Origin of the sequence: Rahnella selenatireducens (assembly GCF_046449555.1) — a bacterium.
Classification (GTDB): domain Bacteria; phylum Pseudomonadota; class Gammaproteobacteria; order Enterobacterales; family Enterobacteriaceae; genus Rahnella; species Rahnella selenatireducens.
In genome coordinates, this window is sequence record NZ_JBKEZJ010000012.1 from 162368 (window position 1) to 174978 (window position 12611).

Sequence of the window (12611 nt, forward strand, 5' to 3'; positions counted from 1 at the left end):
CGCCTCATTATCATCTGAGGCGGTGAGAATTAAATTATCTTTCGCACTTCGGCAACCAATCCGCCTCACTGTCATCGTTTAACGTGAGGTTAGTCTGCATTCCCTGATTGGTCTTTCGCTTCATGAATTCAATCTCATATTCTTTCAGCGTTTGCGGTACAGCCCGACCAAAGGCCGTCAGGGTCATAGGGCGTTGATGGCCTCTTGCTTCCATAAAAGATAGGTACGCGTGATAGAGATACTTGCGCGGGTTGGCTGGAATAATGTTGGCGTTCCCAATATAAAGGCCGTTTGGTGTGCTGACTGCCAGCAGGTAACCGCAGAAATCCACTAATGGATCTGCACTGCGCTTTATCTCCAATGCTTCATCGGAATTTTGCTGTGCCTGTAACAACTCGCGTGCGTCACTGGGAACGGCAAAGCGTTGCATCAGGTGGCGAACAATGACGGCTAGCTCCTGAGCTATTTTCTCTATTAGCTGTGGATCCCGTTCATTCGCGGGTATCACCTCCGGAAAAGTGATGATCACCCGCCGGCGCGTTACGCCCCCGCTTCGGTCACTAAACTGCATCGGGTTGTTATTCACCGCCAGGATCACCGCCGGAATATGTGCCGAATAAGCATCACGGTATTTCGGGTCAATCGCTACCGCATCACCGCCAGTGATGGCTTTAATTCCTGCGCCGTCGCCGCTCCATTTCTCCTGGTCGGGTAACACAATCAGTGAGTATCCCACCACAGAAGCACGCTCACGCGCGGATTCCAAAGTCTCGATGCTTGCGGAGGTGGTGTTGTCTTCTCCGGCAAGCATGCGGGCAATGGAAGCCATTACGCTTTTACCGCTGCCGCCTGGCCCTGTCACTTCAAGGAACAGTTGCCAGTCGTAACGGTTTGCCAGCACCATGAAAAGTGCGGCGAGTATGCGCTCTTGTTTTTCACTTTGCTGGTTTGCAGCCCGTGTTAACCATTGCCAGAAGTTAGGGGCATACTCTGCAAGGTTTTCACCGGCTTTAGGTTGTGTGTAATCAACACTGTTTACGGTTCGCAGCCAATTGTTTGGATTGTGAGGACTAAAATGTCCTGTGACGGTATCAAACACCCCATTGCGGAATCCTATCAAACTTCTCGCCGGTTTCCCTGTTTGAGGCACCATCAGCTTCAAGGTATCAATAATTCCGCTAATACCAGGTGCCGAAAAGGGGGCGCGGATCTTTTGAAATAAAGCGGCGATCTCACGGCTGAGAACGCCGTGGGGTAATATCTGCCACGCACCGTTCTCATAGCGGCAGAGATCCTCTCCCACCTGCGGCACAGCTAATCGTTGTTCATAATGGGTTATTAATAGTTCCGCTTTCTCGCTTGCGCTCATGGATTTAAGGTCTGCGTCACTGACCGTTTCAAAAGGGCTCTGCGCAGATGGCTTATTAAAAGCGCGGAGCTGTTCCAGCGTGTAGTCACGACCTTCCTGCATGAATACATCGTTCCAGTCACCTGCGATTAAGGGGAGCACAACCTCTCCGTTGACCAGATTTGCGGCTTCTTTAGCTTTCTTCTGTCCTGTGCCGTTCCGATCATTATCTGCCGCCATAAGCAGCACGGCGTCAGGGTATTTCTCTCGCAGGCACTCAGCCAGATGAGGGAAGTTATTGGCACTCATTGCCACATACACGGTTTCACCCGTCAGCGCATGTATTGTCAGGCCGGTTGCATAGCCTTCTGCCATCCAGATAACGGGGCTGTCTTTACCTTCAAAATGATGAGCTGCGCCGGTAACCTGCCCACCCGCAAGCATGCGTTTTTCCCCCGACCCGTTAATGAGCTGGGCGTTGACCAGTTTGCCCGATAAATCATAAAGCGGAATGACCAGGTCACCCGCCGCGAAATCTACGCCGCCCACTCGCAGGCCGTTACCCTGTAAGGTCAGTACCTCCTTATCCGCCCAGCCTTTTTTCTCCAGATAGGCATTGCCTGAAGCTTTGCGGGCTGCATTTACCAACATTTTCGCCAGCACGGCTGCCTTCTGGCGGGCATCGTCTTTTTGCTGTTGTACAGCGGACTCGTCGTGATGAACCGCAAGAGGCTGAGCCTCTCCCAGAATTTCAGCCACCTTCACGGCGGCTTCTTTCGTGGTGATATCCAGCGTTTTCGCAACCAGATTTAGCCCGTCACCGGCACCGCAGTGGTTACATATCCAGGTGCCTCTTCCTGCCTGATTATCGAAGCGAAAGCGGTCTTTCCCCCCGCAAACGGGGCAGGCTGAATGATGCCCGTGAGGGGCAACGTTTATACCTAGCGCTGGCAGAAGCTGAGGCCAGCGCCCTGTCGCGGCGCTCACGGTGTTTTGAACAATCATTTGTGTCATATGCGCCTCTGTCAGTGCAGCGTGGTTTCAGGAGTGGTGTGAAGACAAGGCCGGAACAGCTCGTCCATCATGGATTCTCCGAGCGGTGTCAGGCGGGGTTTTGCCACCAGAATATCGGGCTGCACCATGTCGCGCAGCATGGCGCAGGCGATGTCCATACCCAGCTTTGCGCCGTGCTGACGGACATAGTAGCTTTCGACCTCTTTTGCGATGGTCATTTGCAGTTCATCTAGCGAGTAGCCGGTTTCAACGCCGTAGGCGGTACAGGCATCGAGATAGGCCTGTGCGAGGGCGCGCCGGTAGAGGGCGGCGAGCACTTCAACCGGCAGGCAGGATTGCTGAGTCGTATTCATTCGTAGACATCCTCCATTTGCGTTTTGATGGCGGTCTCGCAGGTGTCTACTACTTTGCCGAGCTGGTCAGTCAGCAGCGCAACCATTGAGGCCATGGAATTCAGCTGATCGCCGCTGGGCACATGCCCTAACGAGTCCTGGGTATCAAGCATGTCGAGGAACATCACGCCGACGTTGTGCGCGTGTTGCAGGCGCAGGAAATCAGCATGCGGGATAGGGTAATGGGTATTGGGAAAATAGAAGGACGCGAGCTTGTTCATGCGGCCTCCTGAGCGGGCAGGCGACCGGCAAAGCACAGCACATAGTCACGGGCAAACTGGCGACGGGCAGAATGTTCATTGTCGGCGGCGTAACGAAGCATACAAACCGGCGCTTTAGGTTCAGCACGGCGCACGGCGGCGAACAGGAACGTAAATTTAGGATGTGGGGGGGTGAGGGGTGTAGCCATGGTGGCAGCCTCCAATAAGTATTGGTTATTGCTACCACCGAAGTTTCCACGCTTATGGGTGGTAGCCCAGACGGGGGTGGAAATACCGGCCTTATTGGAAACCGGCCTGACCGAGGTCAGCCCCGCCTGAGCCACCATTGCTTGATAAGCACAGCGGTTAAGAAACCACTGAGCAAATAACAGGTGCGCTAAGGCATCGACATAAAAAAACACGCCAGGCGCGTGTTGTGTCGCCAATAAGTAACTCGGGTTTCCACGCCCGGCTGCCGATTTTGCGGCAGCACAAAAACTATAGAGCAGGGGCTCGCCAGAGAAAAGCCTTTTTTGAAGCATTGGCCGTTTCTCCTTAGCAATCGGTCAGGAGTTGATCGGACTGCTGCGGATTTGATCGGAAGTGCGAATCATCCTCAGAGCTAACGCTTTCGGCTGCTACGGATAACATGCCCAGGGTATTGCTGGTAAATGCAGGCAAGGGATTTTTTCTGCCGCAGGCGGCAGCCATCAGGCCTTCAGCCATATAGGCCGCCTCTTGTGTATTGAGCTGGATATTATGATGACCGACAGCCAGAGAAATCATTGCATGGTCTCCTGAGCGCGTGCGGCGATGCGGTCATTCATCCAGCCCTCAATCTCCGAGGCAAGCCAGGCCACGTTCTTACCGCCGAGAGAAATCTGGGCAGGGAATTGCTGACGGCTGATTAAGTCGTAAAGGGTGGAGCGGGAGAGACCGGTGGTGTGGATCACTTCCGGCAGTCGCATAAAGCGATCGCGTGGGTACGCCGGTGGCATCACAGGGGCAGAAGAAGGGGGCGTATTTTGAGCGGTGGAGAGCATGGTGCTACCTCATATTTGTATCCGGCTGGACGCGACCAGTACCGGCTGTTTCGTTAAGGAGCCCCCTATTTTGATAATATTTTTGCGTTTAGCAACAAGCTCTTGCGTTAAAAAACCTTGAAAAAAATGCTTGTTTTTTTAAACAACATCAGGTCACAAAAGCCCAAATGCCTACAGTTGCCTACAAATGCCTACAGTGACATGCAGGTTGTTTACTGAACAATGATTAAGTGGTTTTGGTTATTAATGAACTCAATTTTAATAGGAAAAAATATTAAATTATTTTGGGCTAGCCAGAAAAAGGCTTTTTAAGACAGGGAACAGTCGTGAACAGTGAGTGAATAGCTTTGGGGAAGGTGTTCACTGATTAAATTAATGATTTAATTATATTTTATTTTAAAGTGAACAGTAGTGAATAGTATTTATAGAAATATAAACTCTCTCCATTTTCATGGCTTACGTCCCAGTCCGTTGTACCAGCGCTGAGCGAACGCCATCAGATAGAAATGTTGTGCCAGCCTCCCCACAATATCCTCACATTGACAACACATTGCTGAGGTATGCCATGAAACCCGATTCAACCAAAACCGTCGAAGCCGTTATCCAGGACTTTCTTCAGGTCAAAGCCGGTCACAACGAAAAGCCATCATCAGGAAACGCTGAAGACGCTATCCAACGCTTTGAGCAGGCCAAAGCGGCTTTTGCGCAGGAAAAGCAGGCACTGGATGAAATTGAAAGTTCGATTGCCCGATGCGCCCAGGAAAAAGAAACGGCGAACAGCGAAATCAAAGAAAATGAAGAGAGCTGGCGTTCACGTTTTCGCAAGTCACGCGGAGTTATGACGGACGAGCTCAAGAACGCGCACAGTCAGCGGGCTGTTCAGCAGGGATTAGTTAAAGAGTTCGATGACCTGATTGAGGAATTGAGTGTCGAGAAAGAATCAGCGATGCTGCATTGTGCTAATGCCGGGGATGCGTTGATTAGCGCCCACCGCAGCGCACTGAATGCCTATGCTGACCATCAGTGGCGACTGGCCATCAACAATCTCAGTCCGGCGTTGGTACGCGCTGTGAAACTTAAACTTCTGGCGTTATCCAACGTCAGCTACCAGGAAACACAATCCGGTCATTATGTAGAGCCCGCCAAAATTATCAGCGCTGAAATTGGCAAGGCGCTTGTCGTGGCGGCTCGCATCGGTCAGTTAAACATGGATGCTGAACCTGTGCTGGAGAAAATTGGGACGCATGCTCCTGCGTTGCCTGGTGTCGATGTGGCGCTATTACAAAGCCCGATAAAAAGACAGTTACTGGCACGTAAGCTGACAGAGCGTGCTACTTCAAAAAAGGAGTAACAGCAAATGATGCGCTGCCCGCTTTGCAGCTCTGTTTCTCACATTCGCACAAGCCGTTATATCACCGAACAGACAAAGGAGTCTTATTATCAGTGCACCAGGCTGGAATGCTCATGCGCATTTAAAACAAATGAAAGTGTCAGTAAAATCGTTAAAAGAGAAAATCTAAAGCGGAAAATATAAATTTCAGCTCGTTTCAATTCCCCAAAAAATAACCTCAAGTGTCGCTTTCGAATAAGGCGGCATTTTTCATTAATACGGTGCAAATTCGTCCCTCCTGACAGCCTTTTCTCTGGCTAGCCTGTCCTTGTAAGCTCTGCATGCTTAGGGTGCATGGTTTTGCATGGATCCAGGAGTGCTCAAAATGGCTCTAACCCCTTGCTACACGGGATTTCAGCGGCTTTTATTCATGCATTAAAACCAGTGAGCTAAGTCAGCAGCGGGCAGGCGGGGAGAATTGCGCGCGCAGACTATAAGCAATAATAGTGACTATACTTGCGTGCGCAATTTCGTACTCTAATTATTATTTGTTGACATCAGGAGCGCTTCCGCATGCTTTTTAAAATGCTTTGCATGACTAACAATATCATCTAATAAGTAATGGTGTTTATCATTTAATAGCGTCAATACTAGGTTATTCAACGGCTCATAATGCTTTAACACTTCATTATCAATAAAGTTAGCATAAGAAATACAAGCTCCATCCATTGTCATAGCACTTGCAATATAGCTTTGCTCGAGCGATCTGATAACTGGGCTGTTAAAATTGTTTGTTCTTATACTAATACTTATGTTTTTTAAAAGTTCTGACATTAAAATTTCATCATTTGCAGGGGACATAAAAACCATGTCTCGATCTTTTTTATATATTTGTGACCAACACATTAGTTGGCATAGGTAATACTTTGTGCTATTTTTAATATAGTCGTCAACATCAGTCTCATTCATTGTTTTAATATAGCTTAGTCGTCCAATAACACCATTTGCAGCACTGAGTAAAGTGCTGGACCATCTTCCAATTTCTCTGTTTTTGTTAGCGTTGTACTCATGGTTTTTTTGTATTAGATCAAGTTCTGCTTTTGTTTTTAGTTTAAATGACTCAATCGACCTTTTATCAAGATGGTTAAGTATGAATTTCGATAAAAAAACCATTATTGTCACAGTGGTTCCTGCTGTGAATAATGATTCGATGACTGTGTTTATCATCTTAAAATCTCCTCGACAATTTTCTTTGACTAAAGCCTGGTGGATTATGTTTGATAATATCCCCGGAAATTCTTTTATCTCTGTACTGAGCGTCCCTTAAGCCTTCTATATCTAAAGTGGTGGTTAGTATGCATGTGTTCTCTCCCCCCTTAACATATATTTTGTTAGAAATAGTTGTCATGGTTGGTTGTAATACACATGAACCACCATATTGCGAAGTGTTAGCCTGTGCAATGTAGCAATGAATATCACGCACTGCTGATTCCATTATGTGCTGATAATAGTTAGTATCTTTATTCCAAACGCAAGCAAAAAGAATGTCAATTTGTGATCTAAATAATGCTCTATGCTCAATGTTAGCTAGCTCGAAACAATTATATGTCGAAAAAGAAACACCTCTCCAACTGATTAAATGATATTTTTTATCCTCGTGTTTATCTGAGGAGTTTTTAAGTCTGAAAGATTGCAGCATTTCTAGCTCGCTAGGAGCATAGTGATTTTTTTCTCTCAAAGAAATAAAACTTGAATTGTATTTATCATGAGACTTATAAGGTAGTATCTCTACAATTAGATTATAAGCTATATCATCAATTACCCAGTGTTCTAAACCAAAAATCAGAGCAATTTGCTGTCTACGGGCATGAGAGGCCATAAACGGAAGCCAAGACACAGGGATAGACAGTTCTGGTAAGAGAAGAATATCAGCGTTTTCTTCATTTGCAGCGTTAAGAATTTTATATAAATTTTTCTGCCGTTTATAACTTATATCTGGTTCGCGATCTTTCCGACAAGCAGATTCAATAGAACTTTGATTAATCTGCATATTAGCAAGTGCAACTTTTAATTCTTTTGTTTTCTTTTGGTTTTTAAATTTTATTTTTAATGCTTTTTTATTTTTTATATTCTTTACTGTGCAATAATCTTTGTGGTATTTGTTTTCTTTAGTAAACTTATGAAGTTTCTTGCTATAGAGTGCTTTTATTAAATCGAAAAGCTGATAATCATCAGCATGAATGTAACGAGGTGAATGAAGTATTTTATTATCATTCAAATCGAAATTCAATAAAGAGAAATATGCATTCTCTTTGGTTAAATCGCCAGTGTAATCCGTATAGTTTGCCAGCGGCCATGAAACCAGATAGTGCCTTATTAAGTTACTTTTACGAAATTGTTGCGTAAGTTTTTTTAAATAAGACGAGTTACTCACTATTCCTGAGATTAACTTAATGCTTTTATTACTTGTTTTCTTTTCTCCAAGTATAACCTTCATGTCTAAGAGTGCTAGTGATAGGCTAAATGAGATGTCTATATATTTATCCAAGCCTGATTGAATTTTTATGTTTATATGACTACTGTCATGAGCATTTTTTGATAACCATGTTTTTTTAATGCACTCTTTCACTGAATAATAAAAATCAACTGCAAATTTATTGTTGTCCGTTATTAATGAATAAGAAATTACCTTCTCCCACAATCTACTAAAAATAAGAGCATTTTCGCCTTTAAAAAACAATTCAATTTGTTGTAGTGTTTTCTCACCAGCAGGTAACTTGCAAAGCCTGTGAGCGATAGTATGAGAGGATAAATATTTAGATAACTCTGTTTCATTTTCAACAAGACCAACAATACTTCTAAACTTATTAGCTGAACCATCATAAAGTATATCATACGCAAATGTGTCAAGATCACTCACAATATGCTCATCCGGTAAAAATCTAAAGGCACTGCTTCTATTTTCTAATTCTTTTTTGAAAATTTGCAAACCCGCTAAGCTATGGTTTTTATCAAAATAGTGCAAAATTAGCTTATCTTTTTGAATGGGCAGAGAGTGATATTTTTCAGCTAATAAGTATGACCCCGTGTCTTTTTCACTCTCAACTATCATTCCTCTCAATATATTTGAAATAAAGTCATTGATCGCATTTTTGTTGTTCCCAAACTCTAGTTTAGGTGATTTTAAAACGAAAATCATGTCATCAACATATCTACCATAGTAAGTAGGGTTGATCAGTTCCTCGACATCATTATCAAATTCTTTGAGATACCAATTTGAAAGAATTGCCGAGGAAGTCATACCAATAGGAATTCCACCATTATTATTTTTTTGATGAGTTATGCCAATTGTATTTTCGACAACTGTCTTATATTTTTCATGTATTTTTTTTAAACAATCATTCAGGATTAAAGACAGCTCAATGAGGCTTGGGTTTTGAGTCTCGGTTATAATATTGGATATAGTATTAAAATCTATATCAATATTATAATAAAATCCTTTGAGATCTAAGGAGAAAATAGCCACGTCCTTCTTATCGGTATTAACAACTTCGATAGCTTTATTTATTCCCTGATCTCTCCATTTTGTATAATTTTCAATATATCTTTCGAAAAGATCATTAGAGTTTGATTCGATTGTATTCGGATAACTTTGCCTTATTCTAATTATCGAGTTATGAACTCTGTTGCCATAAGAGTTTTTAGAAAGTGATTCATCAAGAAGAGAACCAACAATAATTGACCACATCGTCTCTATTATATGGATTGGGACCGGTGCAGATATCAAGTAATGAACTTCATTAACTATATATTCATCAGAAATCTTTTGATTACTAAGAAAGAGTGCTTTGTTATCTTGTTCAAGATCATAACTTTTTTTAAATTTTTTAGGTAAAAAATTGACATCTATCTTTTCTAACCATTCAGAAAAGGTGTCCATCTGAACATTGGCACTATTCAAAAATCTCGCAATTCTTAAAATGTTAAGCCTAAATCTTGTATTTTCAAATAAGGCTATGTCGGCTTTCAAAAAAAAATTAAAATTATCATGATATGCATGTGATTTTAAACAATCATAAGCACGAGTAACAATATCTGCATCAACCATATTTATACATTCCTTTTGCTGTGAGGAAGAGCATATTGCCCCCACCAATTCATTAATATGACTCTTTTTTCTAGATATGTTGAGCGGTTATATGCCCGTCTCACTTCATTTTTATCACTGTGTGCTAGCGCGGATTCGATCACATCAGCATTGTAGCCAGCCTCATTCATGGCTGTACTAGCAATAGAACGTAACCCATGCGCGACTAATTTTCCACCATAGCCAATTCGTTTCAAAGCGGCATTGGCAGTCTGGCTGTTCATCGGTTTACTTGGGTCATTGCGGCTAGGGAAAACGTACTGACGATTACCACTAATGGGACGCATGATTTCTAGCAGTTCTAAAGCTTGTTCTGACAGCGGGACTATATGGTCACGCTTTGCCTTCATACGTTCTGCCGGTATACACCATTGCTTATTTTCTATATCAATCTCTGACCAGGCTGTCGCAGAAGCTTCGGCAGGGCGTATGAGCGTCAGTAGCTGCCATTCAAGCAGGCAGCGGGTTGGTATAGACAGGTTGCTCATAGAAATGGTGCGCATTAGCTTGGGCAGTTCTTCGGGGCGAATTGTAGGCATGTGCTGCTTCTTCGGGCGTTCGAAAGCATTACCTATACCTGAAGCTGGATTTGCCTCAATCAGTCCAACATTCACCGCATAAATCATAATTTCATTGATGCGCTGCACCAACCTTCTAACCGTCTCCAATGCTCCCCGCGCTTTGATTGGTTCTAAAACTTGAATCAGGGTGCGAGCTTTCAGCTCCTGAACAGGAACATTTTCAATACTGGGCAGGATGTCTTTCTCAATAGAACGCCAGATATCTTTAGCGTGGTCAGCGCTGACGTGACTTTGCTTCAGCTCGAACCATTTACGTGCAACATTGGCGAAAATGCTTTCCTGAGCGATTTGGAGCTTCTCAGCTTCTTCACCAGCTCTTGCTTGTGGGTCTATTCCTTTGACTAACATCGCAAGCTTCTCTGCACGCACTTCTCTGGCATCAGCCAGTGAAAGAGCAGGATAAGCGCCGAGGCTAATCATGGTGCGTTTTGATGTGTTAGGAACCTGATAGCGGAAACGCCAAATTTTCTTGCCGGTGGTTTTGACCAGGAGAAAGAGTCCGTCACCGTCATGCAAGGTGAGGTCTTTATCAGTGGCTTTGGCTTTTTGTACTTCGGTGTGGGTGAGGGGGCGTGTAGTCCGCGCCATGCAAGGAACTTCCCTAATTGGTATACGTTTATTGGTATATATCTTAGCGTATACCAATTCGTATACCAATAGACGCCGGTTTCAGGCGGATCTTCTCGGACTTCTACAGACACAAAAAAGCCCGCAAACCTAGAAGGGATGCGGGCTTTCAGGACTTCTCCGGACTTATCTGGTAATAACCGGATCATTATTTGGTGGAGCTGGGGGGATTTGAACCCCCGTCCGAAATTACTACACCGTTGGCACTACATGCTTAGTCCAATCTTTACATTCGCCGGTTAGCTGCGGATGGACACGCCACTAACAAACTATCCTGATTGGGTTTAACGCTTTCACCCCAGGCAAGGTGTCCACGCGATCTCTTTTGGGTTTGACCTCTCTTGATCCCCGTCCTAAGAGCGGAGGCTAGGGAGAGAGGGCTCTAAGCAGGGTATTAAGCTGCTAGGGCGTAGTTTTCGTCGTTTGCGACTATTTTTTTGCGGCTTTTTACGAGGCCAACCGCCCCTCGGCATGCTCCTTGGGCTTCGCAAATCCCGTCGAATCCAGAATCAGCCCCAAGTACTATTTCGCAGTATATCAGAAAAACTGCATGCTAAGCCAGAGACTTAGCGGTTTGAGTTCTTCATGATACGTGCTTTGTCTACTTTCCACTCACGATCTTTAATGTCATCGCGCTTGTCGTGCTCTTTCTTACCTTTGGCCAGGCCGATTTTCACTTTCGACCAGGCATTTTTCCAGTACATGGAAAGCGCGACGACAGTGTAACCATCGCGAGTGACTTTACCGAACAGCGTTTCTAATTCACGTTTGTTCAGCAGCAATTTTCTTGTGCGGGTCGGATCACAAACCACATGACTTGACGCCACGTTGAGAGGTTGAATAGTTGCGCCGAATAAAAAGGCTTCACCGTCGCGGAATGTGACATAGCTGTCAGTGATGTTTGCTTTACCAGCTCGCATCGATTTGACTTCCCATCCCTGCAAAGCAAGCCCCGCCTCGATCTCATCTTCGATGAAGTATTCATGGCGAGCGCGTTTGTTCATCGCGATAGTCGCGGAACCGGGTTTATGTGCTTTTTTCTTTGTCATAGTGACACTTATTATACTGTAAGCGATGCCGAATGAAATCCCCACGCGGTCAGAGTCAGATGTTTTTCCTGTTTGTGGCGCGCTGTGCTTCGTTGTTTTTATTACCGTGCCGATAAATGGTATTATCTGTACGTTTTATGACACCTGGAAAATGATATGCCACAGATAAGTCGTTCTGCGCTTGTGCCGTTCAGCGTGGAACAGATGTACACCTTAGTGAATGATGTCGATGCTTACCCGCAATTTCTGCCCGGTTGTACTGGCAGTCGTATTTTAGAAAACAGTCATACGTCAATGACTGCGGCTGTTGATGTTTCTAAAGCGGGCATCAGTAAAACGTTTACCACCAAAAATACGCTGATAAGCAATAAACGCATTGATATGCAACTGGTTGATGGCCCGTTTCGTAAGCTCACCGGCGGGTGGGATTTCATCGAACTGAGCCCTGAAGCCTGCAAAGTTCAGCTCAGTCTGGATTTCGAGTTCACGAATAAATTGATTGAGCTCGCGTTCGGTAAAATCTTCAAAGAGCTGGCAGGAAGCATGGTTCAGGCATTCACACTGCGTGCAAAAGAGGTCTACAGTGTCTGAGATCCGCGTTGAAGTGGTCTACGCGTTGCCTGAACGTCAGTATCTGCGAACCGTCAAGCTGGAAGAAGGCAGCAATGTTGAACAGGCTGTTGTTGCTTCTGGCTTACTTGAGCTGCGTCAGGACATTGATTTAAAGAAGAACAAGCTGGGGATTTACAGCCGGCCTGTAAAATTGATGGATACAGTAAACGACGGTGATCGGATTGAAATTTACCGGCCACTGATTGCGGATCCGAAAGAGCTGCGGCGCATTCGAGCCGAACGTTCTAAAAAATAAGGCGCCTTAGGC

General features: G+C 44.8%; 14 protein-coding genes and 1 other RNA gene. 4 read left to right on the plus strand and 11 right to left on the minus strand.

All coding sequences use genetic code 11. From position 1 onward, the window contains the following. Nucleotides 1-34 precede the first annotated feature (34 nt). From ACLBVC_RS19010 to ACLBVC_RS19035, 6 genes are read right to left on the minus strand one after another with little or no spacing between them, the layout of a single operon-like run. The gene (locus tag ACLBVC_RS19010; RefSeq protein WP_410150907.1) at nucleotides 35-2362 is read right to left on the minus strand and encodes a primase-helicase zinc-binding domain-containing protein; all 2328 of its coding nucleotides are present in this window, start codon (nucleotides 2360-2362) and stop codon (nucleotides 35-37) included. Between the two features lie 11 nt (nucleotides 2363-2373). Continuing rightward, nucleotides 2374-2715 (minus strand): DUF5375 family protein, encoded by a 342-nt coding sequence (locus tag ACLBVC_RS19015; RefSeq protein WP_410150908.1) that lies wholly within the window; start codon nucleotides 2713-2715, stop codon nucleotides 2374-2376. Then, a complete protein-coding gene (locus tag ACLBVC_RS19020; RefSeq protein ID WP_120134556.1) occupies nucleotides 2712-2975 on the minus strand; it encodes a hypothetical protein in 264 nt (87 codons plus the stop codon). The genes ACLBVC_RS19015 and ACLBVC_RS19020 overlap by 4 nt, the downstream gene beginning before the upstream one ends. Then, nucleotides 2972-3496, minus strand: coding sequence for a host cell division inhibitor Icd-like protein (locus ACLBVC_RS19025; protein WP_410150909.1), 525 nt, complete (start codon nucleotides 3494-3496; stop codon nucleotides 2972-2974). Before ACLBVC_RS19025 ends, ACLBVC_RS19020 begins: the two co-directional genes overlap by 4 nt. Before the next feature lie 13 nt (nucleotides 3497-3509). Beyond that, on the minus strand, nucleotides 3510-3740 hold the full coding sequence (locus ACLBVC_RS19030; protein ID WP_410150910.1) for a hypothetical protein: 231 nt from the start codon (nucleotides 3738-3740) through the stop codon (nucleotides 3510-3512). Next, nucleotides 3737-3997: a helix-turn-helix transcriptional regulator gene (locus ACLBVC_RS19035; protein WP_410150911.1), complete on the minus strand. Its 261-nt coding sequence runs from the start codon at nucleotides 3995-3997 to the stop codon at nucleotides 3737-3739. Before ACLBVC_RS19035 ends, ACLBVC_RS19030 begins: the two co-directional genes overlap by 4 nt. Before the next feature lie 565 nt (nucleotides 3998-4562). On the opposite strand from ACLBVC_RS19035, the gene ACLBVC_RS19040 reads away from it, so the two are divergent. Continuing rightward, on the plus strand, nucleotides 4563-5348 hold the full coding sequence (locus ACLBVC_RS19040; protein WP_410150912.1) for a capsid protein: 786 nt from the start codon (nucleotides 4563-4565) through the stop codon (nucleotides 5346-5348). A gap of 9 nt (nucleotides 5349-5357) precedes the next feature. Beyond that, nucleotides 5358-5531: an ogr/Delta-like zinc finger family protein gene (locus ACLBVC_RS19045; RefSeq protein ID WP_238532095.1), complete on the plus strand. Its 174-nt coding sequence runs from the start codon at nucleotides 5358-5360 to the stop codon at nucleotides 5529-5531. Between the two features lie 333 nt (nucleotides 5532-5864). Here ACLBVC_RS19045 and ACLBVC_RS19050 read toward each other — a convergent pair whose 3' ends face one another. From ACLBVC_RS19050 to smpB, 5 genes are all read right to left on the minus strand, one after another. Continuing rightward, entirely contained in the window at nucleotides 5865-6554 is a 690-nt protein-coding gene (locus ACLBVC_RS19050) for a hypothetical protein (protein ID WP_410150913.1), read from the minus strand. Nucleotide 6555: 1 nt separating this feature from the next. Continuing rightward, nucleotides 6556-9435, minus strand: coding sequence for a reverse transcriptase domain-containing protein (locus tag ACLBVC_RS19055; protein WP_410150914.1), 2880 nt, complete (start codon nucleotides 9433-9435; stop codon nucleotides 6556-6558). 2 nt (nucleotides 9436-9437) lie between these two features. After that, nucleotides 9438-10643, minus strand: coding sequence for an integrase domain-containing protein (locus ACLBVC_RS19060; RefSeq protein WP_410150915.1), 1206 nt, complete (start codon nucleotides 10641-10643; stop codon nucleotides 9438-9440). Between the two features lie 192 nt (nucleotides 10644-10835). After that, nucleotides 10836-11199, minus strand: a transfer-messenger RNA (tmRNA) gene (gene ssrA, locus ACLBVC_RS19065). Nucleotides 11200-11248: 49 nt separating this feature from the next. Continuing rightward, nucleotides 11249-11731, minus strand: coding sequence for an SsrA-binding protein SmpB (gene smpB, locus ACLBVC_RS19070; protein ID WP_101075405.1), 483 nt, complete (start codon nucleotides 11729-11731; stop codon nucleotides 11249-11251). Nucleotides 11732-11887: 156 nt separating this feature from the next. On the opposite strand from smpB, the gene ACLBVC_RS19075 reads away from it, so the two are divergent. Together ACLBVC_RS19075 and ACLBVC_RS19080 are read left to right on the plus strand one after the other, a co-directional pair. Continuing rightward, nucleotides 11888-12322 (plus strand): type II toxin-antitoxin system RatA family toxin, encoded by a 435-nt coding sequence (locus ACLBVC_RS19075; protein ID WP_410150916.1) that lies wholly within the window; start codon nucleotides 11888-11890, stop codon nucleotides 12320-12322. Beyond that, complete coding sequence (locus ACLBVC_RS19080) at nucleotides 12315-12599, plus strand: RnfH family protein (protein ID WP_410150917.1); 285 nt, start codon at nucleotides 12315-12317, stop codon at nucleotides 12597-12599. Before ACLBVC_RS19075 ends, ACLBVC_RS19080 begins: the two co-directional genes overlap by 8 nt. The last annotated feature ends 12 nt before the right edge of the window (nucleotides 12600-12611 follow it).